At 36.5% G+C, this 19,294-nt stretch carries 25 protein-coding genes; 8 read left to right on the top strand and 17 right to left on the bottom strand.

Going from position 1 to position 19,294, the window contains the following annotated elements:
• Positions 1-31 precede the first annotated feature (31 nt).
• Positions 32-319 carry an Fpa/YlaN family protein gene (locus JFU18_RS23345; protein ID WP_002088314.1) on the bottom strand — a complete coding sequence of 96 codons (288 nt, stop codon included), beginning with the start codon at positions 317-319 and terminating at the stop codon, positions 32-34.
• Positions 320-469: 150 nt separating this feature from the next.
• On the opposite strand from JFU18_RS23345, the gene JFU18_RS23340 reads away from it, so the two are divergent.
• Complete coding sequence (locus tag JFU18_RS23340; protein ID WP_201031700.1) at positions 470-967, top strand: molybdopterin-binding protein; 498 nt, start codon at positions 470-472, stop codon at positions 965-967.
• Positions 968-1,016: 49 nt separating this feature from the next.
• On the opposite strand, the gene JFU18_RS23335 is transcribed toward JFU18_RS23340, so the two are convergent.
• Together JFU18_RS23335 and JFU18_RS23330 are read right to left on the bottom strand one after the other, a co-directional pair.
• Entirely contained in the window at positions 1,017-2,345 is a 1,329-nt protein-coding gene (locus JFU18_RS23335; RefSeq protein ID WP_002088317.1) for a PhoH family protein, read from the bottom strand.
• A gap of 246 nt (positions 2,346-2,591) precedes the next feature.
• Positions 2,592-3,047: a PNPOx family protein gene (locus JFU18_RS23330; protein WP_002014791.1), complete on the bottom strand. Its 456-nt coding sequence runs from the start codon at positions 3,045-3,047 to the stop codon at positions 2,592-2,594.
• A 145-nt stretch (positions 3,048-3,192) separates the two neighbouring features.
• Here JFU18_RS23330 and JFU18_RS23325 point away from each other — a divergent pair, with 145 nt between their 5' ends.
• Positions 3,193-3,393, top strand: coding sequence for a YlaI family protein (locus JFU18_RS23325; protein WP_002094429.1), 201 nt, complete (start codon positions 3,193-3,195; stop codon positions 3,391-3,393).
• A gap of 35 nt (positions 3,394-3,428) precedes the next feature.
• Here the strand turns inward: JFU18_RS23325 and JFU18_RS23320 are convergent, their stop codons facing one another.
• The 3 genes from JFU18_RS23320 to typA form a co-directional block, all read right to left on the bottom strand.
• A complete protein-coding gene (locus tag JFU18_RS23320; RefSeq protein ID WP_085312257.1) occupies positions 3,429-3,704 on the bottom strand; it encodes a hypothetical protein in 276 nt (91 codons plus the stop codon).
• Between the two features lie 14 nt (positions 3,705-3,718).
• On the bottom strand, positions 3,719-4,021 hold the full coding sequence (locus JFU18_RS23315) for a YlaH-like family protein (RefSeq protein ID WP_000893662.1): 303 nt from the start codon (positions 4,019-4,021) through the stop codon (positions 3,719-3,721).
• A 158-nt stretch (positions 4,022-4,179) separates the two neighbouring features.
• The gene (gene typA, locus JFU18_RS23310; RefSeq protein WP_113769776.1) at positions 4,180-6,024 is read right to left on the bottom strand and encodes a translational GTPase TypA; all 1,845 of its coding nucleotides are present in this window, start codon (positions 6,022-6,024) and stop codon (positions 4,180-4,182) included.
• Between the two features lie 140 nt (positions 6,025-6,164).
• Between typA and JFU18_RS23305 the strand changes: the two genes are divergently transcribed.
• On the top strand, positions 6,165-6,344 hold the full coding sequence (locus tag JFU18_RS23305) for a DUF5325 family protein (protein WP_000400129.1): 180 nt from the start codon (positions 6,165-6,167) through the stop codon (positions 6,342-6,344).
• A gap of 44 nt (positions 6,345-6,388) precedes the next feature.
• On the opposite strand, the gene JFU18_RS23300 is transcribed toward JFU18_RS23305, so the two are convergent.
• Complete coding sequence (locus JFU18_RS23300) at positions 6,389-7,180, bottom strand: inositol monophosphatase family protein (RefSeq protein WP_060749584.1); 792 nt, start codon at positions 7,178-7,180, stop codon at positions 6,389-6,391.
• 88 nt (positions 7,181-7,268) lie between these two features.
• Positions 7,269-7,457 (bottom strand): hypothetical protein, encoded by a 189-nt coding sequence (locus JFU18_RS23295; protein ID WP_002121995.1) that lies wholly within the window; start codon positions 7,455-7,457, stop codon positions 7,269-7,271.
• Positions 7,458-7,661: 204 nt separating this feature from the next.
• Between JFU18_RS23295 and JFU18_RS23290 the strand changes: the two genes are divergently transcribed.
• Positions 7,662-8,288, top strand: a complete 627-nt coding sequence (locus JFU18_RS23290; RefSeq protein WP_201031701.1) for a YktB family protein — start codon at positions 7,662-7,664, stop codon at positions 8,286-8,288.
• 80 nt (positions 8,289-8,368) lie between these two features.
• On the opposite strand, the gene JFU18_RS23285 is transcribed toward JFU18_RS23290, so the two are convergent.
• Entirely contained in the window at positions 8,369-8,638 is a 270-nt protein-coding gene (locus tag JFU18_RS23285; RefSeq protein WP_003191110.1) for a UPF0223 family protein, read from the bottom strand.
• Between the two features lie 383 nt (positions 8,639-9,021).
• Between JFU18_RS23285 and speA the strand changes: the two genes are divergently transcribed.
• The 3 genes from speA (at position 9,022) to JFU18_RS23270 (ending at position 13,523) form a co-directional block, all read left to right on the top strand.
• Complete coding sequence (speA, locus tag JFU18_RS23280; RefSeq protein WP_002128878.1) at positions 9,022-10,494, top strand: arginine decarboxylase; 1,473 nt, start codon at positions 9,022-9,024, stop codon at positions 10,492-10,494.
• A 107-nt stretch (positions 10,495-10,601) separates the two neighbouring features.
• Positions 10,602-12,058, top strand: a protein-coding gene (locus JFU18_RS23275; RefSeq protein ID WP_374101394.1) for an IS1182 family transposase whose coding sequence is annotated in 2 segments (ribosomal slippage) — positions 10,602-11,163 and positions 11,163-12,058 — 1,458 coding nt in all. Because the reading frame shifts where the segments join, the coding sequence is not laid out codon by codon here.
• A 634-nt stretch (positions 12,059-12,692) separates the two neighbouring features.
• Positions 12,693-13,523 carry a protein-glutamine gamma-glutamyltransferase gene (locus tag JFU18_RS23270; RefSeq protein WP_002066931.1) on the top strand — a complete coding sequence of 277 codons (831 nt, stop codon included), beginning with the start codon at positions 12,693-12,695 and terminating at the stop codon, positions 13,521-13,523.
• A 37-nt stretch (positions 13,524-13,560) separates the two neighbouring features.
• On the opposite strand, the gene JFU18_RS23265 is transcribed toward JFU18_RS23270, so the two are convergent.
• The 4 genes from JFU18_RS23265 to JFU18_RS23250 all read right to left on the bottom strand — a co-directional run bounded on the left by JFU18_RS23265 (position 13,561) and on the right by JFU18_RS23250 (position 14,542).
• Positions 13,561-13,689: a GapA-binding peptide SR1P gene (locus JFU18_RS23265; RefSeq protein WP_002111497.1), complete on the bottom strand. Its 129-nt coding sequence runs from the start codon at positions 13,687-13,689 to the stop codon at positions 13,561-13,563.
• A gap of 44 nt (positions 13,690-13,733) precedes the next feature.
• On the bottom strand, positions 13,734-13,862 hold the full coding sequence (locus JFU18_RS23260) for a GapA-binding peptide SR1P (protein ID WP_002033839.1): 129 nt from the start codon (positions 13,860-13,862) through the stop codon (positions 13,734-13,736).
• A 59-nt stretch (positions 13,863-13,921) separates the two neighbouring features.
• Positions 13,922-14,050, bottom strand: a complete 129-nt coding sequence (locus JFU18_RS23255) for a GapA-binding peptide SR1P (RefSeq protein ID WP_000536778.1) — start codon at positions 14,048-14,050, stop codon at positions 13,922-13,924.
• Positions 14,051-14,245: 195 nt separating this feature from the next.
• Complete coding sequence (locus JFU18_RS23250; protein WP_201031703.1) at positions 14,246-14,542, bottom strand: DUF3055 domain-containing protein; 297 nt, start codon at positions 14,540-14,542, stop codon at positions 14,246-14,248.
• Positions 14,543-14,676: 134 nt separating this feature from the next.
• On the opposite strand from JFU18_RS23250, the gene JFU18_RS23245 reads away from it, so the two are divergent.
• Entirely contained in the window at positions 14,677-15,069 is a 393-nt protein-coding gene (locus JFU18_RS23245; protein WP_002014853.1) for a DUF1885 family protein, read from the top strand.
• Between the two features lies 1 nt (position 15,070).
• On the opposite strand, the gene JFU18_RS23240 is transcribed toward JFU18_RS23245, so the two are convergent.
• The 4 genes from JFU18_RS23240 to pdhB all read right to left on the bottom strand — a co-directional run bounded on the left by JFU18_RS23240 (position 15,071) and on the right by pdhB (position 19,292).
• Positions 15,071-15,298 (bottom strand): hypothetical protein, encoded by a 228-nt coding sequence (locus JFU18_RS23240; protein WP_002088334.1) that lies wholly within the window; start codon positions 15,296-15,298, stop codon positions 15,071-15,073.
• A 212-nt stretch (positions 15,299-15,510) separates the two neighbouring features.
• Positions 15,511-16,923: a dihydrolipoyl dehydrogenase gene (gene lpdA / locus JFU18_RS23235; RefSeq protein WP_002014851.1), complete on the bottom strand. Its 1,413-nt coding sequence runs from the start codon at positions 16,921-16,923 to the stop codon at positions 15,511-15,513.
• Between the two features lie 5 nt (positions 16,924-16,928).
• Positions 16,929-18,221 (bottom strand): pyruvate dehydrogenase complex dihydrolipoyllysine-residue acetyltransferase, encoded by a 1,293-nt coding sequence (gene pdhC / locus JFU18_RS23230; RefSeq protein WP_002033838.1) that lies wholly within the window; start codon positions 18,219-18,221, stop codon positions 16,929-16,931.
• 93 nt (positions 18,222-18,314) lie between these two features.
• Positions 18,315-19,292 carry a pyruvate dehydrogenase complex E1 component subunit beta gene (pdhB, locus tag JFU18_RS23225; RefSeq protein WP_000068162.1) on the bottom strand — a complete coding sequence of 326 codons (978 nt, stop codon included), beginning with the start codon at positions 19,290-19,292 and terminating at the stop codon, positions 18,315-18,317.
• Positions 19,293-19,294: the final 2 nt, after the last annotated feature.

Raw genomic sequence — 19,294 nt, 5'->3', positions numbered from 1 at the left:
ATTTCAGTTTGAGCCCCCTTATTTGAACCCGTTATTGTTGTTTGTTTGTAAATGCTTCATGAAGTGCAGACAACTCACGTTCGAGCTCTCCTAACATTGCTTTCCCTTGTTCTTCTCCAATAAGACCAAGGCGAACCGCAAAATCGACCTCGCGGGATAGTCCAAACATTTGTGTGTCTAAAACTTCTTCATATAATGGACATTGCGGCATTGTAAGATTGTCCATTTGTACCTTAATAAGTCTTAAAATCTTCTCTGCATCCGCTTGTAGAAGGGCTAGTGCCTTTTCCTGATGATTTGATACTGTCTCAGACGCCAAATTGATTCCCTCCGTTTCCGTCCTACTCTCTCATATCTATTAATATTAGCGATAGTTTTAATAAATTGCAATAGAAACATTTTTTGTGACAACAGTGCCTAATACTATTATACTGAAAAGTGGGAGTATAACACAAATGGGGGAACAACAATGAGCGAAATTTTATTTATTAATGGAAAAGTTCGTTTTCCAATCACTATCGATCCAACTGTATGGATTTTCGATGATCGAAAAATAGATTTGACAACTTACTTTGATGAAACTAGAGAAGACTCATCCGAATTAGAAACATACTTAAAACATACTTCAGAGCATTGGGATCGCGAAATCCGTGATGGTGCTGCCTTCCCGCCAATACAACAAAGTGTAAAGAAATATAAAAAAGAACAGCTTATTAACGGGACATTTGGCATACCACTTCATCCATTTCTAAAAAATGCTGTAATTTTAGAAGATGCTACTCATGTCGAAATTGAAACCACAGACAATACAATTACACTTCCGTTAGAAACAGCCCATAAAGCTATTCTCGGTTTTTCAAAAGAAGGTAAACCATTACGAGAAGACGGGCCTGTTCATCTATATTTCCATGATGGATCTAATAGACAAAATCCGATTCGTAACATCCGTAAATTTACAATCATTTAAATTGTATAATTAAAAGGCAAAAAAGGAGTGAGCTTAAGCTCACTCCTTTTTATAATAAATCCGCTGCTAGTTGTGCTAAATTAGAACGCTCTCCTTTAACAAACTTTACATGACCACTAATACGTTGTTCTTTAAACTTCTCTACAACATATGTTAAACCGTTATTATATTCATCTAAATACGGGTGATCAATTTGCTGAGGATCCCCCATTAATACAATCTTACTTTTTTCGCCTACCCTTGTTAGTATCGTCTTCACTTCATGCTTCGTTAAATTTTGTGCCTCGTCAATTATAATGAACTGGTCTGGAATACTTCTCCCGCGTATATAGGTAAGCGCTTCTACTTCAATCGAACCCATTCCAGCTAAAATAGCATCTAGCTCCCCTGGCTTTTTCGTATTGAATAAATACTCTAGATTATCAAAAATCGGCTGCATCCACGGTCTTAATTTTTCCTCTTTCTCTCCTGGTAAATAACCTATATCTTTCCCTACCGGTACAATTGGTCTCGCGACAAGTAGTTTTTTATATAACCCTAAATCTTCCGTTTGCATTAGTCCCGAAGCTAATGCAAGTAACGTTTTTCCTGTACCGGCTTTCCCTGTTAACGTTACAAGTGGAATATCTTCCCGAAGTAGCAATTCTAACCCCATAATTTGCTGCACGTTTCGTGGGCGTATCCCCCACACTTGTTCATTGTGAAAAATAAGTTTTTTTACCTTCTTACCTAAATGATCCACAATCCCAAGTGCAGAACTAGAACCCCCTAGTGCATCTTTCATTACAACAAACTGATTTGGATAAAAAGGATGATTTGCGATTTCAGATAAAGGTAGTTCACCTTTTTCATAAAAATAATCTAACTGTTCTTTTGATATATACCCTTCTAAAAATCCTGAATATATATTTTCCACTTCGATTACTCGGTCACTTAAATAATCTTCGGCCTGCAATCCGATTGCATCAGCTTTTACCCTTACGAGTACATCTTTACTTACTAAAATAACTGATTTCCCGTCCTCTTTTTCTTGTTCTTCTAAAGAGAGGTTTTTCGCTACCGCTAAAATTCGATTATCATTTGTTTTTTCTACAAAAATATCTTGCAGTTGAACAAATGAGCGATGATTTAATTCAATACGAAATGTACCGCCGTTTTCTAACGGAATACTTTCATGCAGCTTTCCTATTTCGCGAAATTTGTCGATTAACTTAGATACATAGCGAGCATTTCGTCCTACTTCATCCATATAACGTTTTTTCGAATCAACCTCTTCTAATACAACTGCTGGAATCACTACTTCATTTGTTGCAAATGAAAAAATAGATAAAGGATCCTGCAAAAGTACATTCGTATCTAACACATAAATTTTATCCAACCTGTTACCCCCTGACTCCACTTTTAAATTTGTAGAACAAGGGTTTCATCCATAAAATATGGACGAACCATTGTTATAATTATATGTACCGTAAAAACGAGGTAGAATCGAAATTCATAGAAATTAAACCTTTTCTTTATTTTTTATTCATTTCTATTCAATATATTACTTTTTATTATAATTTTTCACATTAAATCACAATACTCACTTGTAAAAGTTTATGAACGATGTTCCTATTCATCTTCTTTATAATTCTTTCATTCCTACTAATACTTGGTTATCAAGCTTTTTAGCTGCTCGAAGATCATATGTTTTTTCATATGTTGGTTCAGTAGCAAGTTTCGCACCATAAAACATAACATCACGAACTTCTTGTACATTCACTTCTACTACCGTTAATTTTAGAGGAATCCCTTCCATTCTATCTGTTAAAATTTCACTTTCACCACTTATGGAAAATACGGATTCATTCGCCATTATAGTCAATACAACCCCTGCACTATGCCGTATATTCCCCACAATACGTGAGCGTTGATCTACCGCAAATCGAATACTAGTTTCACTCACTGCATATACCCAAGAAATAGCACTTACGTTAGGAATTTGTTTTTCGAAATCTGTTGTTGCTATCATAACGATACACTCTTTACGCAAAGATTGTACTAAATCACCTGTCAATGTAGGCTCAACTACATTCGCCATATTTCCACCTCCAAATATTATTTATATATCCTTATCATAACCTATTTTTCGAATTGCGAAAATATTATTTTTTCCCGCTATTATTCAAAAACATTATGCTTCCATGATATACTTATACTGATAGAATTCGTATTGAGGTGACGAAATGAGAGTCAGATGTATGATTTGTGATAAAAAAGATATGTTAGATGACGAAAATCCTATGGCAAAAAAACTGCGTAATCGCCCTATTCATACATATATGTGCATGGAATGTACGGAACGCATTGCAGAGCGTACTATGGAACGCCATGCAAGTGGTAATTTCCGATTATATCGTGATAAAAAAGTAGAAGACGATTGGTAAACCGTAAATAAGTCCTTAATCATATAGATAAGGACTTATTTGTATTTTTCTGGTTCACGATTCATCTGATCCAAAAAACAATCAATTGCTTCTACTGGAAATCTTGCACACCTTATTTCTCCATCAATTTCATATGTAATTAAATACATTTCCTCGTTCTTTTCCACTTCTACATTTCGTAATTTATGCTCTTCATATATCATATTTCGAAATAATATATACGTTTCTTGTGCAGCTCTATCATCTGGACGCGCTTCCGCAACAGTTTTAATTGTTAACCAATTATATAGTGCATCTTGTACCGAGCGCATGAAACTCCCCCTTTTTATCCTGCTTTTTGTTGTTTCGCTTGACGTAAACGTAATCTATAAATTCCAAGTACAATCGCCGCTACAACGAGCCCCTCTCCAACTGGTAAAAAAACTGCAAAGAAAGTTAATACCGTGCATCCAATTGCTAAAGATATGTATATTACTATATTTTTTAGCACTGATAGCTTCCTTGCAAATCCTAAATTATATACAAGTGCACTCAATATAATAATTGTTCCATAAAGTAACCACATCCCTAGTTCTGGATTTTCATCAACTTTGCACAATTTCGCGAAAAATGACATTCTTTCTAACACTATCTTTCCTCCCTTCTCATAAAAACAAATTTTCTTTATGTACTTAATACAAGAGTAACTCGCAAAAAAAATACTGTCCACAAAAAAAGAATAAATATTCTAAAAATAAACAAAAATAAAAAACAACTACCTTTTATAAAGGTAGTTGTTTTTTATTTTTACGCTTCTACAGATTTCTTTTTCTTAGCAGCTCTTTCGCGCTCACTCTTATCAAGAATCTTTTTACGTAGACGAATTGATTCTGGAGTTACTTCACAGAACTCATCATCGTTTAGGTACTCTAATGACTCTTCTAAAGTCATTAAGCGTGGTTTTTTCATTGATGAAGTTTGATCTTTCGTCGCAGAACGAATGTTAGTTTGTTGTTTCATTTTTACAACGTTAACTGTTAAATCATTCTCACGTGTATGTTCTCCAACGATCATACCAGCATATACTTCTGTACCTGGTTCAACGAAGATTACACCACGGTCTTCAACTTGCATAATACCATATTGTGATGCTTTTCCTGTGTCAAGTGAAACTAGAACACCTTGGCGACGTCCACCCACTTGTCCAGCATGTACTGGTTGGTAGCAATCAAATGTGTGGTTTAAAATACCGTAACCACGAGTTAATGTTAGGAATTCTGTTGTGTAACCAATTAAACCACGTGCTGGAACCATGAAAGTAAGGCGAACTTGACCGTTTCCGTTATTCACCATATCTAACATTTCACCTTTACGTGCACCCATTGATTCCATAATAGAACCAGTGTATTCTTCAGGCACATCGATTTGTACGCGCTCTACAGGCTCACTTCTTACGCCATCAACATCTTTAATAATTACTTCTGGCTTAGATACTTGTAGTTCATAACCTTCACGACGCATGTTTTCAATTAAGATAGATAAATGTAACTCTCCGCGTCCAGATACGATCCATGCATCAGGAGAATCTGTATTATCTACACGTAAACTTACATCTGTCTCTAATTGTGAACGAAGACGCTCTTCAATTTTACGAGAAGTAATAAATTTACCTTCACGACCTGCAAATGGGCTGTTATTTACAAGGAATGTCATTTGTAATGTTGGCTCATCAATACGTAATAATGGTAAAGCCTCTTCATGCTCAACCGGACATACCGTTTCACCTACGTTAATGTCTTCCATACCTGAAACAGCTACTAAATCTCCAGCTTTTGCTTCTTCAATTTCTTGACGTTTTAATCCAATGTAACCAAATAATTTAGTTACACGGAATTGTTTTACACTTCCGTCAACTTTCATTAATGCAACTTGTTGTCCTACTTTCATTGTACCGCGGAATACGCGTCCAACCCCAATACGACCAACATAGTCATTGTAATCAAGAAGTGCTACTTGGAATTGAAGTGGCTCTTCGCTGTTATCAATTGGTGCTGGAATATGTTCAATAATTGTGTCAAACAATGATTTCATATTCTCTTCTTGATTTGCTGGATTTGAATCTAAGCTTGCTGTTCCGTTCATTGCTGATGCAAATACAACTGGGAACTCTAATTGATCTTCGTTTGCACCAAGTTCGATGAATAAGTCAACTACTTCATCAACTACTTCATCAGGGCGAGCGAAGTCACGGTCAATTTTGTTTACAACAACGATTGGAGTTAAGTTTTGCTCAAGAGCTTTCTTTAAAACAAATCGTGTTTGTGGCATACAACCTTCATATGCATCAACTACAAGTAGAACACCATCAACCATTTTCATGATACGTTCTACTTCTCCACCGAAGTCAGCGTGACCAGGTGTATCTAAAATGTTAATTTTTTTATCTTCATAGTGAATCGCAGTATTCTTCGCTAAAATTGTAATACCACGTTCTCTTTCTAGATCATTTGAGTCCATTGCGCGTTCTTCAATATGTTCATTCGCACGGAACGTCCCCGCTTGACGTAATAACTGGTCAACAAGTGTTGTTTTACCATGGTCAACGTGGGCAATAATTGCTATATTTCGTAAATCTTGTCGTTTTTTCAACATGTCCAACTCCTAATGTCTTTTTAATCCTTCTCTATTATAAGAGCGAAGGGGATACAATGGCAATCAAAATAAAATCAAGAATGAAAATATAGTTGTATTCTTACTTTTGTGAAAGTAAAATGAGATTGGAGGGTGAAGAAATGGAACACATTCAATATCGCTTTTTATTAACAGCAATTATCGGTGTTATCTTCTTAATTGGTATCGGAATTATGGTTGCTGAAAATAGTCCCATCGGCATTATTATTTGCATTATCGGCACATTTGTTACAGTTGGATACGGTTTTGTAACAAAAAGAAAAATGCGTAAATCGCAATAACATTAAAAAGTAAGAAGCTTCTTTATGCCTCTTACTTTTTTTCATTATTGCGATACAAATGGTAATAATTCTTCGTATACTCCTGGTTTTGCAACTAACACACTGCTTTTCTCTACAATAGAAAGAGGCGTTCCCAAGAACGTTGTCACTTTACCGCCAACTTCTTCTACAATAATCTGTCCCCCGCCAAAGTCCCATGGTGATAAGCGCGGTGTCACATATGCATCTAATCTTCCCGTTGCAACATATACCATTTCTAACGCTGCACAACCATATGACCTCGTACCTCTCGCCTTCTTAACGAGCATCATCATTTTTTCCATATTAAGCAATGGATTATCAGTAAGCCATATCGCATTCAAAGCTATAACTCCATGCTCTACCGTTCCTTTTTCCAACATGGGAATAGCTAAATCATTGCAAAAAGCCCCTTCTCCCTTTACCGCATGATATAGTTCGTCATGAACTGGATCATAAATAAGACCAATCTTTCCGATACCGTTCTCATAAATCCCGATTGAGATTGCGAAATTTCTTTTTTGATGAACAAAGTTCATTGTGCCGTCAATTGGATCAATTAACCAAACAACCCCATTAGAAGAGGTAATCTCATCTCCGTAGCCTTCTTCTCCTAAAATATTATGAGCCGGGAATGTTTCTTTAATTTTCCCAATTAAAAACTGCTCCGTTTCTCGGTCCATGTTTGTTACTAGATCAGCTGCATTTGACTTTGTTTCTATAATAAGTGTTTTTTTCAGTGATGCCATTAAATGTTCTCCGGCTTCTCGAATCCACTGTTTCGCGTGTGTATCGATGTCTTTCCATACTTCTTGCATGTTTAAACACTCCGATCTATACTGTTCACAGAAAAAACGAACCCTTTATAAGGTTCGCACCAACTAATTATTTATACATATACTATTATTACGCTTCTAAACGGATCATTTCAAGTCTTAACACTTCTAATTTTTGTACGCACTCTTCTTTTTTCTGTTTGTCGTTATCCATCATAGCATCATATAAAGTTGCTAATTCATAATCTAGCTCCAAACGTAGCACCGGAATTCTCTTTTCGGCATCTGTTCTCTTTAACGCATTAATCACCTGTCTCATTTTTTTGCCTCCTCCCAATATTCGTCTGCCCTCGGACTAGAATTGATTCAATTTTCTGATTTTTTGTTTTATACTATACTATGTTGGATAAATCATCTATGCAACAAAATTATATTTTTTTATTTAAATTTTTTTGTGCTGTTTTTTTATGAATAGTACAAGCTATGCTAAAATTAAAACAAAATAGGAGTTGGAGGAACAATCATGACAATACAAACATTCACATCAACTGATTTTGAAGTCTTTACTGTTGATGGTCTTGAAGAACGAATGAGCGCAATTAAAACGAATATTCATCCTAAGCTAGACGCTTTAGGGGAACAGTTTGCAGCATATTTATCACAACAAACTGACGAAAACTTTTTCTACCATGTAGCAAAACATGCACGCCGCAAAGTCAATCCACCAAACGATACTTGGGTTGCTTTTTCAACAAATAAACGTGGATATAAAATGTTACCACACTTCCAAATTGGTTTATGGGGTACTCATGCCTTCATATACTTTGGTTTAATCTATGAGTGTCCACAAAAAGTGGAGACGGCTCACGCCTTCTTAGAACATTTAAATGATTTAAAAACAAATATTCCAAATGACTTCGTTTGGTCCATTGACCATACTAAACCAGGTGTAAAATTACATGAAACGCTTGAAACGGAAGACTTACAAAAGATGATTGAACGTTTAGCTACTGTGAAAAAAGCAGAATTATTAGTCGGTATTCATATATCACCAGAGGAGTTTTCAGCAATGACCAACGAACAATTCCTTGCTAAGATTGAATCTACGATGCAACCACTCCTTCCTTTATATGCACTTTGTAATCGATAGTAGAAAACGGACAATTTATATTGTCCGTTTTTAGTTGTTATCACATTATAGCACTTTGTATTTTAATTTTCAAAATATTTTTACATTTTTACAATCTTTTTTTCTGCTACTTCTTTTGCTCTTTGAATCGTACGATATATAGAATATCCACTTACTTCTTGAAATTCTTTATCAATTTTTTTCTCCGCTGCCTTCGATGGCACAATCTCTTTAAAACGACGATATAATTCCATCAAATCTTCTCTCAAAACTCCTTTTTCATATACCTTTTCAATCGCTTCATAAAACTTTACAACTGCTACCATTTCTTCATTTGACCAATCGTAATCAAGTGGATATTGATATTCCATTTTTGCACCTCATTCAGTATTCTTTCTTTTTCCATTATGCTACCTTTAAGACAACCTTTTATTCTTCACTATAGCCACTCTGCATTATACACCATTTATCCATTTCAATGGAATTGTCTTCCTCTTTGCAGTATTTAAAATATAACTATTAAACATACTCACCTTGAAAATGCGATTTTTCTATACATCTATAATTATTGGTGATATAATGCTTTTGTTTTATAGAGAATAAAGTGAGACTACCATCCCAAAAAAGGCTTTTGCGAATGGCAGAAAAACAAGTCAAGTTCTAAAAGTTTGTCATCTTAATTTCCTTTTAGAATGAGATGAAATCATATAAAACAAACTCTAATAAATATTACGAAGAAGAAGGGGTGTATAGATTGTCCCAATACGAAACACCATTGTTTACCGCTTTAGTTGAGCACAGTAAGCGAAATCCAGTTCAATTCCATATTCCTGGTCATAAAAAAGGACAGGGCATGGATCCTACATTTCGCGAATTTATTGGGCATAATGCATTAGCAATTGATTTAATTAATATTGCGCCGCTCGATGATTTACATCATCCAAAAGGTATGATTAAAGAAGCACAGGATTTAGCAGCCGCTGCTTTCGGTGCAGATCATACGTTCTTTTCTATTCAAGGTACAAGTGGTGCAATTATGACAATGGTGATGAGCGTGTGCGGTCCTGGGGATAAAATCCTCGTGCCACGGAATGTGCATAAATCAGTAATGTCAGCTATTATTTTCTCAGGTGCAAAACCAATTTTCATGCATCCTGAGATTGATCCGAAGCTCGGTATTTCACATGGGATCACAATTCAATCTGTCAAAAAGGCTCTTGAAGAGCACTCAGATGCGAAAGGCTTACTTGTTATAAATCCAACATATTTTGGGTTTGCTGCAGATTTAGAGCAGATTGTAGAATTAGCTCATTCTTACGATATTCCTGTACTTGTTGATGAGGCTCACGGTGTTCATATCCATTTTCATGATGAACTACCAATATCAGCTATGCAAGCAGGTGCAGATATGGCAGCAACAAGTGTTCACAAATTAGGTGGGTCTTTAACCCAAAGCTCTATTCTTAATGTAAAAGAAGGTCTTGTGAACGTAAAGCATGTCCAATCCATTATTAGCATGCTTACGACTACATCAACTTCTTACATTTTGTTAGCATCCCTTGATGTTGCTAGAAAACGTCTTGCTACAGAAGGAACAGCTCTCATAGAACAAACAATACAATTAGCTGAGCATGTTCGTGATGCTATTAATGCTATTGAGCATCTTTATTGTCCCGGAAAAGAAATGCTAGGAACAGATGCTACTTTTAACTATGATCCTACAAAGATAATTGTATCTGTAAAAGATTTAGGTATTACAGGCCATCAGGCTGAAGTATGGCTTAGAGAACATTACAACATTGAAGTAGAACTCTCTGATTTATATAACATACTTTGTCTTATCACATTTGGAGATACAGAAAGTGAAACAGATACACTTATTACAGCATTACAAGATTTAGCAGCAACATATAGAAATAGAGCAGACAAAGGTGTTCAAGTACAAGTAGAAATACCAGAAATACCTGTGCTAGCACTTTCTCCTAGAGATGCTTTTTATTCAGAAACAGAAGTCATTCCATTTGAAAACGCAGCAGGTCGTATTATAGCTGATTTTGTTATGGTTTATCCGCCAGGGATTCCAATCTTTACTCCGGGGGAAATTATTACACAAGATAACTTAGAGTATATTCTTAAAAATTTAGAAGCTGGGTTACCTGTACAAGGTCCTGAAGATATGACATTACAAACATTACGTGTTATTAAAGAGTACAAGCCTATCAGTTGATAGGCTTTTCAGGCTGTGGAGAAAGCCTTCTCCACAGCCTATTTTTGTGTCTGAACCTCTTTTTATGTGTCAACACTGATAAAAAAGAGGAAAAGGAGAGATTTCTTATGATGGGTGCTTTAAAAAATCATCGCGACGAGCGTGTATCTGTTTCTGTAGAAGAATTGGTTCCACAAGATCATTTCCTTCGTGCGATTGAAGCGACAATTAGTTTTGATTTTATTGAGGAGAAGTTACGCCCTTATTATTGTGAAAACAATGGCCGTCCGTCAATCCATCCTATCGTTTTATTTAAGATGATGTTTATTGGATATTTTTATGGTATTCGTTCTGAGCGTCAATTGGAAAAGGAGATTAAAACGAACATTGCCTACCGTTGGTTTTTAGGGTTCTCTCTATCAGATACAATTCCAGATCATTCTACAATCAGTTGGAATCGCCGTACTCGTTTCGTTCATACAAATATTTTCGAAGAAATTTTTGATGAGATTGTGAGACAAGCGACGGAGCGCCGTATGGTAGGAGGACGTGCGTTGATGACAGATTCCACACACATTAAGGCCAATGCCAATAAAAATAAATTTGTACATAAATATAAAAAAGAAAAGGCAAAGTTCTATATAGATGAACTAGAAGCTGCGGTAATCGAAGATCGTGAGGCGCACGGAAAAAAGAATTAAAACCTAGAAAGGAAAGTGATACCCCTACTAAAAAAACTCGGATAAGTACAACGGATCCAGATAGTGGATTTTTAATGAGAGATGGAAAACCGAACGGTTTTCATTTTTTAGATCATCGTACGACTGATGCGAAGTACAATATTATTACAGATACCTATATAACGGCTGGAAATATGGCAGATTCCGAGCCGTATTTAGCACGTCTACAAGCTCAAGTTGATAAATTCGGGTTTGAAGTGGAAGCTGTAGCTCTTGATGCAGGCTATTTTACAGGATATATCTGTAAGAAGTTATCAGAAAGAAATATATTTATGGTGATGGGGTATCGCCGATTTGGAAAGAGAAATAAAGAAGTACCGAAAAGCCAATTTAAATATGTAGAAGAAATGAATGCATTTGCTTGTCCGATGGGATGTATTTTAGAATATGCGACAACGGATCGCGAAGGATATCGTCAATATAAATCGAATCCAGAAGACTGCGCTGTTTGTCCGCTACGTGAGGTATGCTTTTCAAAGAAACAAAAAGTTATCACCCATCATATATGGGAGAAATATAAAGATATCGCTAGAAAAAACAAACTAACAGCTACAGGGAAAAAGTTGTATAAAGTACGATGTTCAACTATAGAGCGAAGCTTTGCGGATGCAAAAGAACTACATGGCTATCGATATGCTCGGTTTCGAGGGCTGAAATCTGTCCAAATGCAGGCTTACCTCACCGCCGCTTGTCAAAACATGAAAAAAATAGCCCTCCATCTAACCAAAAAGGGGTTGGTGGAGGGCTATCTTTCTAAATTCTACTATTTTTTGTTGTTTTCTTTCGCTAAAATCAAAAAAGATTCCAGAGTGTTGGGAACCCTAAAGGGTTTCCCAACACTCTGACAAGCCTATCAGTTGATAGGCTTTTCTTTCACCTTTTTTCTCTTTTTTTCATACGATACTAAAGAATTTGACATTCCCACCCTAATGGGGCAAGCTGACTAACATCAGTGGGATTCTTGCTACCTAAGGCGAAGTCCATTTCTGGTATCGCTGACGTGCAAGATTGCGGTGTGCCATCACCACTCTCACAACAAATCGTATAGGTTCGTGAGCTACTGTACTATACCATACCGTACAGATTCGTGTTCAGGTGTTTTAGCGTCTTGTTCTTGACGACACATATCATTTTACCGATAGCTTGAATTCGGCTATCGAACTCCCTATGCTATCTTTTTTCAAAGAACACATTGGCGTTTTAAAGACTTGTACTTGTCTGTAGTTAAAGTCTACCAAAATATAAAGTGAAATTTTAATCAGTGGGGTTTTGTTCATCCCCACTGATTATTAGCCTTCACCAATCGGGCGTTTACGGGCAGCAGGGCTCCAGCCGAATTTTGAGGTGGAATTCTTACTGCCCGCAAATAGCGGGATAAATGTTTTTCTATGAAAAAGCGATACTTTCGTCCTATGTCTAAAGTCCAATATAGGCTTTCCCGTATCGCGAAATCTGTAACGTATAGGTGGGGATACCATTATGATTGTGATAGGCCGTTCTATTGTACACCCTTATATCACAAATGAATATGAGCCATTTGCAGCTGAAAAACAACAGATTTTATCCATAATGGCGGGAAATCAAGAAGTTTATTCCTTCCGAACAGCCGATGAACTCAGCTTTGATCTTAATTTACGAGTTAATATTATTACTTCCGCGCTAGAACTTTTTCAAAGTGGATTTCAGTTTCGTACGTTTCAACAATCTTTTTGCAACCCTCAGTTTTGGGAAAGAACATCACTTGGCGGATTTCAACTACTCCCAAACATAGCCCCTTCCATTGCCATCCAAGATATTTTTAAAAACGGAAAACTATATGGAACTGAATGTGCCACCGCAATGATTATCATTTTTTACAAAGCATTACTATCATTATATGAGGAAAAAACTTTCAACCGTCTATTCGCAAACCTCTTACTTTATACATGGGACTACGATCGCGACTTAAAGCTCATAACAAAAACGAGTGGCGATATCGTTCCAGGTGACCTCGTTTACTTTAAAAATCCACAAGTTAATCCAGCTACGATTGAGTGGCAAGGAGAAAATACAATCTATCTAGGAAACTTCTTTTTTTACGGACATGGCGTAGGCGTAAAAACGAAAGAGGAAATTATTTATTCATTAAATGAACGAAGGATTCCTTATGCTTTTATTTCAGCTTATTTAACCGATTTTATTACTCGTATTGATAGCCGTATGATGAGTCAATATGCCCCTCCTAACACGCCACAAACATCAATAGGATTTATTCCTATTAGAGATGATGCAATTGTTGCAACAGTCGGGCATACAACTACAATCTATTAAAAAAACGCCTACATGTGTAGGCGTTTTTTCTTAATTTTTAAGCTTTTGTATGTTCTGTATGGTCACATTCGCAATGAGATCCACATTTCCCATAAAGTACTGTTGATTTTTCATCTTCAAAATGTCCGATTGTTCCTTCACAAACTTGGCATACGATTGTTCCCATTTTCATTTCCCCCTGAGTTTAAAGAATAATCTACTTATATATGATTAAGCTTTCGCATTGTCTCTACTAGCACAGTCACAATTGGAACCACATTTCCCATAAAGTACTGTCGTTTTCTCATCTTCAAAATGTCCGATTGTTCCTTCACAAACTTGACATACGATTGTTCCCATTTTTCATTTCCCCCTAAGTTTATGGTCCTAAAAACTTTTAGCTGTCAATTTCCTATCAATTATTGGGCTTTTGTATGTTCTGTGTGATCACATCCGCAAGATCCACATTTCCCGTAAAGTACCGTTACTTTCTCATCCTCGAAGTGTGCAATTGTACCTTCACAATCTTGACATACGATTGTTCCCATTTTTCATTTCCCCCTAAGTTTATAATCCCAAAAACTTTTGTAACCGCTTAACTTTCTGTCTTTATTTTAATATGTTATACTTTTTACGTCAATAGGTTTTTAGTATAACACATTAAATATTTTAAAATTAAATTAGTATGCGATATTAACACAAAAAAACAGCCATATCTCATACGTACGACTGTTTCTTGTTAATTATTCTTCATACTCCGCATGCAAAGAAGTAGACGGAACAAGAAATTTAAAAAACTGAGCTAACTCCTCCGCCTCCTCTTCCGATCCTAACTTAAAAGTTTCCTGTATATATGGAACATTTTCTACATCATCTCTCCCAAGCAAAGTAGATTTCCCTGTTTGCATACAAACAATAAGTGGCTTTCCAAAAAACATATTTGTATAAATAACTCCAAAATCATAACGTGTATCATGCGTCATAAATCCTAAAAATCGTACCTTCACACTTTCATGCTCATCATACAATTTTTCAAACATGAGTTTCCACCTTTCTAAATAACACTTCCTACTCATTAATATATTAAACAAAAAAAGTAATACTCCTTTTAATTGTCAAAAAATTCAGTAGGATGTAGAATGATATTATTCTACTAAGCTAAGGGGGAATTTGTATGCAACACGCCTTTATCACACTTGTACCTAAATCCAATCAACAATCTGTTTCAATAGAAGATGTTAAACACCTTTTTCATAACTATAAAACCGTTACTTCCAAGACTGGTGATCAAATTAATTATGCTTATACAAATACAGCTTTTCCTTATGAAATATTAGATACATCAGCAACAACATTAAAACTCCAATCGAGTCACGATCGATATGATTCTATTTATGTTGGGATTGGAATAGAAAAGGAACAATCTTTTATTCAGGTTTCTTTGCCTACTACAGCAACATTTGGTGATAAAGGAAAAGCAAATGAATTTAGCCGTTTTCTAGCGAAGAAATTAGAAGGAGAGTTACAACTATTTAATGGAAGAACAATGTATTTCTATAAACGTTAATTTAAAAAATAGAGAATATGATTAAAAAAAGTATGCAATTTGAACACGTAAGGAATAATGCCTGCTTTCTTACGTGTAATACAAAACATGCAATCACATATGCCAAATAAAGAAATACGAAAAAGAGAATTACTTTATAATGAAACTTATCACCATTCGATAATGTTAATACAATGGAAAAACCACTCCATAATAGAAAATGATAAAATATAACATGTAATATTCTCATGGAACCTTCTCCTTTGACATGCTCTATTTTATTAATATATGGGATTAAGTTTGAATCAATTACATATTATATAACGGCATATATGCTAACGGTTCATTTAAAGTATTATATATTCATTCGACAAGTACATATAAAGACCTTGCAAGTCATTTTATGAAAATAAAAATACCCCATCTCTTTAAATAAGAGATGGGGTATTTACATTACTTAAATTATTTTACAATGTGAATTGGCATTCCAAGAGCAACTTCCGCTGCTTCCATTGTGATTTCACCTAATGTTGGGTGAGCATGGATTGTTTGAGCGATATCTTCAGCTGTCATTCCAGCTTCGATAGCTAAACCAATCTCAGAGATAATATCAGAAGCACCTGCACCTGCAACTTGTGCACCTACAAGAAGACCATCTTCTTTACGCGTTACAAGTTGTAAGAAACCGTCAGTGCTGTTTAATGATAACGCACGACCGTTTGCAGCGAATGGGAACTTAGATACAGCTACTGTCATTCCTGCTTCTTCAGCTTGTTTCTTAGTGTAACCAACAGATGCTAATTCTGGATCAGTGAAGCATACTGCAGGAATTCCGATGTAATCGATTGCTGATGCATGGCCACTAATTACTTCAACAGCTACTTTACCTTCGTAAGAAGCTTTGTGCGCTAATGGTGGTCCAGGAACGATATCACCGATTGCATAGATGTTTGAAATATTTGTACGGCATTGCTCATCAATTTCGATAATGCCACGGTCAGTCATTTTAATTCCAACTTGCTCAAGACCGATTTCTTGAGTGTTTGGACGACGACCTACAGTTACTAATACGTAATCTGCTTCTACAGTTTGGATTTCACCGTTAACTTCAAAGCTAACTTTTACGCCAGTTTCTGTTTCTTCAACGCCTTTAGCCATAGCTTTTGTATGGATATTTACGTTACCTTTTTTCTGTAGAGCACGTTTAACAACAGAGCTCATAGCTTTTTCGAAACCAGCTAAGATTTCGTCGCCAGCTTCTACTACAGTAACTTCTGTACCGAAGTTAGCATATGCAGTACCTAATTCCATACCGATGTAACCGCCGCCGATTACAACAAGTTTTTTAGGAATTTCAGGTAAGCTTAAAGCGCCTGTAGAGTTGATAACACGTTTAGAGTATTTGAATCCTGGAATTTCGATTGGTGTAGAACCAGTTGCAAGAACAGCATTTTTAAACGTATAAGTTTGTGCTGCATCTTCAGTCATTACGCGTAATGTGTTAGCATCTACGAAGTAAGCTTCACCGCGAATGATTTCAACTTTGTTACCTTTAAGAAGGCCTTCAACACCGCCAGTTAATTTCTTAACTACGCCGTTTTTCCATTCTTGAACTTTTGTAAAGTCAACTTTTACGTTCTCTGCAGTGATACCCATGTCATCAGAATGCATTGCATTCTCATAACGATGACCTGCATTGATTAACGCTTTTGAAGGAATACATCCAACGTTTAAGCATACGCCACCAAGGTTAGATTTTTCAATAATCGCTACCTTTTGACCTAATTGTGCTGCACGAATTGCCGCAACGTATCCACCAGGACCTGCACCAACAACGACTGTATCTAATTCAATTGGGAAATCTCCTACTACCATTGTTATTACGCCTCCATTACTAATAATTGTGGGTCATTCAATAGACGTTTAATTTGGTTTAATGCTTTTTGAGCAGTTGCGCCGTCAATTAAACGATGGTCAAAGCTTAGAGATAATGCTAATACTGGAGCTGCAACGATTTCACCGTTTTTCACAACTGGTTTCTCAGCGATACGGCCGATACCAAGGATTGCTACTTCTGGGTGATTGATAACTGGAGTGAACCATTGTCCACCTGCAGAACCAATGTTTGTAATTGTGCAAGAAGCACCTTTCATTTCAGTTGGAGCTAAACGACCATCACGTGCTTTACCAGCAAGTTCATTGATCTCGTTAGAAATAGTAAAGATAGATTTACGATCTGTATCTTTAACAACTGGTACTAATAGACCTTTGTCTGTATCAGCTGCGATACCGATGTTGAAGTAATGTTTATGAACGATTTCTTGAGAAGCATCGTCTAAAGCAGTATTCAACATTGGGAATTCACGTAATGCAGATGTTAAAGCTTTTACAACGTATGGAAGGTAAGTTAATTTAATACCTTTGTCAGCTGCAACAGCTTTGAACTTCTTACGGTGAGCAACAAGTTCTGTTACATCTACTTCATCCATTAATGTTACGTGAGGAGCTGTATGCTTAGAGTTAACCATTGCTTTCGCAATCGCTTTACGGATACCACTCATTTTCTCACGAGTTTCTGGATATTCACCAGCTGGGATTGGTTGTGCTTTTGGTGCTTCTTCTTTCGCTGCTGCTGCTGGAGTAGCTTCTACTGCTGCTGGAGCCTCAGTTGCTGCTACAGTTTGTCCACCATTTGCAAATGCATCGATGTCAGTTTTCACAACACGGCCGTTCTTACCAGAACCAGCTACTTTATGAATATCTACACCTTTTTCACGAGCATATTTACGAACAGATGGCATAGCGATTACACGCTCATTTACTACTTCTGCAGTTGCTGCTGGAGTAGTTTCCGCTGCTGGAGCTTCTACTGCTGCTTCTTCAGCTTTTGGAGCTTCATCATGATCGTCACCTTTAAATTTAAGGTTTTCGTATCCAGGAGCATCAAATTTAATTAATGTATCTCCTACAATTGCAACTGTTCCTTCTTCTACAAGTACTTCAAGTACTTTACCTTTAACAGGAGAAGGGATTTCTACTACTGCTTTATCATTTTGTACTTCAAGAAGTACATCATCTTCATTTACTTCATCGCCTGGTTTAATAAACCATTTTACGATTTCACCTTCGTGGATACCTTCACCGATATCTGGTAGTTTAAATTCAAATGCCACGGAATTCAGCCCCCTGATTCATTTCATTATTATGGAATATGTACAAAAGAAACCAGCATGTGCTGATTTCTTTTGCACATGAAAAACTAAAAATTAGAAGTTCATTACTTTGTTAACAGCTTCAACAATATCTTTATGGTTTGGTAACCATACGCTCTCAGCTTGAGAGAATGGGAATACTGTATCAGCAGCTGCAACACGTACAACTGGAGCTTCTAAGTTTAAGATTGCACGGTCGTTAATTTCCGCTACAACGTTAGCTGCAATACCAGCTTGTTTTTGAGCTTCTTGAACTACAACTACGCGGCCTGTTTTTTCAACAGAAGCGATGATTGTTTCGATATCTAATGGTTGAACTGTACGTAAGTCAACAACCTCTAAAGAGATACCTTCTTTTTCAAGTTCTTCAGCAGCTTTTAATGCAGCATGAACCATAGCACCATAAGCGATAACAGATACATCTGTACCTTCACGTTTGATGTCAGCTTTGCCTAAATCAATTGTGTAATCACCTTCTGGTACATCTTGACGGAATGAACGGTACAATTTCATATGCTCTAAGTAGATAACTGGATCGTTGTCACGAATCGCAGAGATTAAAAGACCTTTTGCATCGTATGGAGTAGATGGAATAACAACTTTTAGACCAGGTTGTTGTGCCACTAATCCTTCTAAGCTATCAGCATGTAGTTCAGGAGTATGAACACCACCACCGAATGGAGAACGAATTGTTACTGGAGCAGTCCAACGTCCACCAGAACGGTAACGCATACGAGCTAATTGACCAGAAACTGAATCCATTACTTCATAAATGAAACCGAAGAATTGGATTTCTGGAACTGGACGGAAGCCTTCAAGTGCAAGTCCAACTGCAAGTCCACCAATACCAGACTCTGCAAGTGGAGTATCCATTACACGATCTTCACCGAATTCAGCTTGTAAACCTTCAGTAGCACGGAATACTCCGCCGTTTACACCAACGTCTTCACCAAACACAAGTACGTTAGGATCATTTTTCATTTCAACGCGTAAAGCATCAGTGATTGCTTGAATCATTGTCATTTGAGCCATGG

The sequence above is a fragment of the Bacillus sp. TH22 genome, assembly GCF_016651015.1.
In the GTDB taxonomy this organism is placed as follows: Bacteria; Bacillota; Bacilli; order Bacillales; family Bacillaceae_G; genus Bacillus_A; species Bacillus_A mycoides.
This window is presented reverse-complemented; position numbering and strand designations above follow the sequence as displayed.